Source organism: Sphingomonas bacterium, assembly GCF_903643065.1.
GTDB lineage: Bacteria > Pseudomonadota > Alphaproteobacteria > Sphingomonadales > Sphingomonadaceae > Sphingomonas.
This window is the reverse complement of sequence record NZ_CAHJWX010000367.1, coordinates 1-3,178: the sequence shown is the minus strand read 5'-3', so window position 1 is coordinate 3,178 and position 3,178 is coordinate 1. Positions and strand designations below refer to the sequence as shown.

The 3,178-nt window shown below is 72.8% G+C and carries 2 protein-coding genes and 2 pseudogenes; all 4 read right to left on the bottom strand.

Going from position 1 to position 3,178, the window contains the following annotated elements:
• A pseudogene (locus HUU95_RS12145) lies at nt 1–379 on the bottom strand (DUF4139 domain-containing protein); the annotation flags it as partial.
• A 119-nt stretch (nt 380–498) separates the two neighbouring features.
• Nucleotides 499–1,905, bottom strand: coding sequence for a DUF4139 domain-containing protein (locus HUU95_RS12140; protein WP_174280341.1), 1,407 nt, complete (start codon nt 1,903–1,905; stop codon nt 499–501).
• Between the two features lie 56 nt (nt 1,906–1,961).
• Nucleotides 1,962–2,957, bottom strand: coding sequence for a hypothetical protein (locus HUU95_RS12135; protein WP_174280340.1), 996 nt, complete (start codon nt 2,955–2,957; stop codon nt 1,962–1,964).
• Nucleotides 2,954–3,178: pseudogene (locus tag HUU95_RS12130) on the bottom strand (molecular chaperone HscC); the annotation flags it as partial. The gene HUU95_RS12135 and the pseudogene HUU95_RS12130, both read right to left, overlap by 4 nt.

Genomic DNA, 3,178 nt, shown 5'->3' with positions numbered 1-3,178 from the left:
GGACGCGCACGGCCCCGCTCGCGCGATCGGTGCGGGTCAGCGTCACGCGCCGCCCGAGCGTCCCGTCGACCAGCGCGGCGGCCGAGAGCAGCCGATCGTCGCGGTTCTTCTCGATCACCCCGCCGGGCAGGCCGGTGACGATCGCGCTCGCCGGCACAATGCCGCCCGCGACGCCGTCGAAGCGGATCGTCGCGGGCCCGGCGGGCAGCCGGACGGTGCGCGTCTCGGTGACGAGCGCGTAGCCGCCCAGCCAGTCGAGATCGAGCGCCGCCTTGCCGTCGGCCGCGCGATACACGGTGACCGCGACGCTCGCCGGCCCGGGCGAGGTGATGGTCGCGCGTTCCTGCGCGGACGCCTGAGTCAGCAGGAGCGCCGCCAATACCCCGCCTCCCCGGCGAAGGCCGGAGCCCAGTGTCGGCGCGAAGCGCCGCTTCGTTTGAGCTGGGCCGCGGCGTTCGCCGGGGAGGCGAGGGGTGCCGGGGAGGGTGGAGGGCACTATCAATAGCGCGTGTCGAAGCTGGCGGTGACCGTCGTCGACCCGTTGGCGGGCACAACGACATGCCACACCGCGCTGTCCGCATCGCGGCGCTCGCTCTTCAGGCTCTCCGCCGTGATCTCGGTCGCGCCGACGATCCAATCCAACCCCGCCTGCACCAGGTCCACCGTCACCGGTTTGGCTCGCGCGTTGGTCAGCAGGTACGTCATCCGCGTGCGCCAGCGGCCGCCGCCCAGCCGCGTGCGTTCCGCGACCGTCGGCTTGACCTTGACGTCGAACGCGTCGCCCGTGCGCAAGCCGATCGACGAACCCTGCGGCGTGTGCGGGATCGCGCTCTCGCCGGTGAACTGCGCCTGGCCGCGTGCGTCGCGCTGGTAGACGCGTACCGTGCCCGCCGGCAGCGCGTCGCCCAGGCCGCCGGCCTTGGCCGAGGAGAAGCGCAGCACGCTCGCCGCGCTCTCGGGCTCGGCCTTGGTGCCCAGCCAGTCGTTGCGATACTCATAGGCGCTGGTCGCGGGGGCGCCGTGCACGTCGAGAAAGCTGACCTGCTTGGTCTGCTGGTCGGCGATCGTGGTGCGGCCGGGCAGCGGGTAAAGGTATAAGTCGCCCAGCTGCTCGCGACCGGCGGTCTCGGTGCCGGCGGCACGGATCGCGGCGCGCGGCGTGTCCTCGCCCCCATCTTCATCGCCGCCGGCGACATCGCCCGCGACCAGCAGCACGTGCGCATTGGCGAAGGTCGTGCCCGTCTCGTTCTTGAGCGTCACCCAACCCTGAACGTCGATCAGCCCCTTGGCGGCGTCAAACAGCGCGACATAGTCGGCGACCCAGCCCAGCTTGCGCGACAGATAGGACAAGGTCGCCGGCCGCCTGCCCGCGCGGGTCGAGGCGAGCGTCACCGACAGCGTCGGTCGCGCGCGCAGGGTCTCGGGCACCCGGTCGAAGATCGCGCGCGCGGGCAGGCCATCGTCGCGCAGCACCTCGACATGATCGCCGATCCGCAGCACCACGCCGCCATTGACCGCGAGCACGGTCGCCCGCTCGCGCGTCTCGGCGCCGGTGCCGGGATTGGTGCGCACGATCGTGATCGTCTCGCCCACCGCCTTTTCCATCAGCGACGCCGGCGTGAGCAGGTCGTAGTCGAAGTTCTGCTCGACCACGGTCGCGTCGGCGACGCCCAGTGTCACCGTTTCCGGTCGGATCGCGGCGCTGACGTCGGGGAAGTCCTGCCGTACGCGCCCCGCCGCCAGATCAAGGTCGCGTGTGTCCTGGATCAGCGCGAGGTCGTCATGATAGATGGTAACGGACACGTCCCCCTGCGCAGACAGCGCGATGACCGGCGTCGTCGATGCCACCTGCGCGAGCGCCGGCCCGGCGGTGGCGAGCAGCGCCCAGATCAGGTGCTTGGTCATGCAGGCCCTCTCCCGTTGGTGGGGAGGATGACGCGCGGCGTCGACGGGGTCAACGTTCAGCCGGACGCGGCGCACCGCGCGATCTGCAGGAGCAGGTAGATCGGGAACAGGAGGCGCAGCGGGCTGAAGGTCCAGCGACCGACGCGCAGCACCGGCCGGCGCAACCAGGCCGCGAGCGCGCGCGGACCCGTGGCGAGGCGGCGGCCGAGGCGTGCGACCGGGCGCTGGTGCCGGTCCTCGATCATCGCCTCCCACGCGTGCACCGTGACGGGGTCGAGATCGAGCCGCACGGTCGGGTGACGCGCGTCGATCGCCCGCAGGCAGGCTTCCACCGCGCGGGCGAAGCGCGACCGCGGCGGCTGGTCGGCAAGGCGGGTGAGCACGCGCCAGCTGGTTGCGGCGGCATCGCTGCGCATCTCGGTGCTTCCCAGCCGGTCACGCCAAGCCATGTCGGCCGCCCGGCCGACGGCTTGGCGAACGGCGGGGGGGCAGTTCCACCCCCGCGCCTGTGCCGGCCAGCCGAAGCGTGCGCCCGCCAGCCGGATCACCGGGTCGGAACGCGGCATGAAGCGCACCGACAGGTCGACCGCCCAGCGCTCGATCGTGGCGGCATGATCGACCTGCGCCATCGCGTCGTCGGCGAGGACGCGTTCGAGGTGCGCGACGACGGCTGGATCGTCGCGCGGGGCATCGCCGGTGACGAAGCGGTTCACGGCGTCGAGGTCGGCGAGCCAGCGTGGCGGACTGGCTGAAGGGGGCGCGGCTTCTTCCTCGCCTCCCCGGTCGGGGCCCCGTCGCGGCGCGTTGGATGGCGGAGCGTCGCCCAGCGTGTCGGGACCTTGTGCTACCGGGCTCCGGCCTGCGCCGGGGAGGCGGTGTTCTTCGGAAGCCCGCCGCGCCCGCGTGCGCGCCGCGCTGAATGCGTCGCGCAGCGCGATGAACGCCGCCGGATCGGCTTCCGGGTCGATCGCCTTGAGGCGGGCGGCATAGGCGCGGCGGATCGCGAGCTCGTCCGTCGTCGCGGCGATGCCCAGCGTCCGCCAGATGTTCACAGGAAGCGCTCGCCCTCCAGCGCGTCGAGCGCCTGTTCCAGCCGGCCTCGCGCGTCGGCGATCGCGTGCGGCTCCTGCCGGTCGAGCACCGCCTGGAAATCGGTGACCATGCGCCCGATCCGCTCGCGCTCGTCGCCCAGGAACATCTCATAGCAGCGCTCGGCGCGGGCGAGCGTGGCGGCGTTGGCGGCGTTGTCGCGCGGGTGCACCTTGAGCCGCGC

What these genes read in the sequence shown, in the direction of transcription:
- HUU95_RS12140 (WP_174280341.1), bottom strand. Translation starts at nt 1,905, where the DNA reads ATGACCAAGCACCTGATCTGGGCGCTGCTCGCCACCGCCGGGCCGGCG.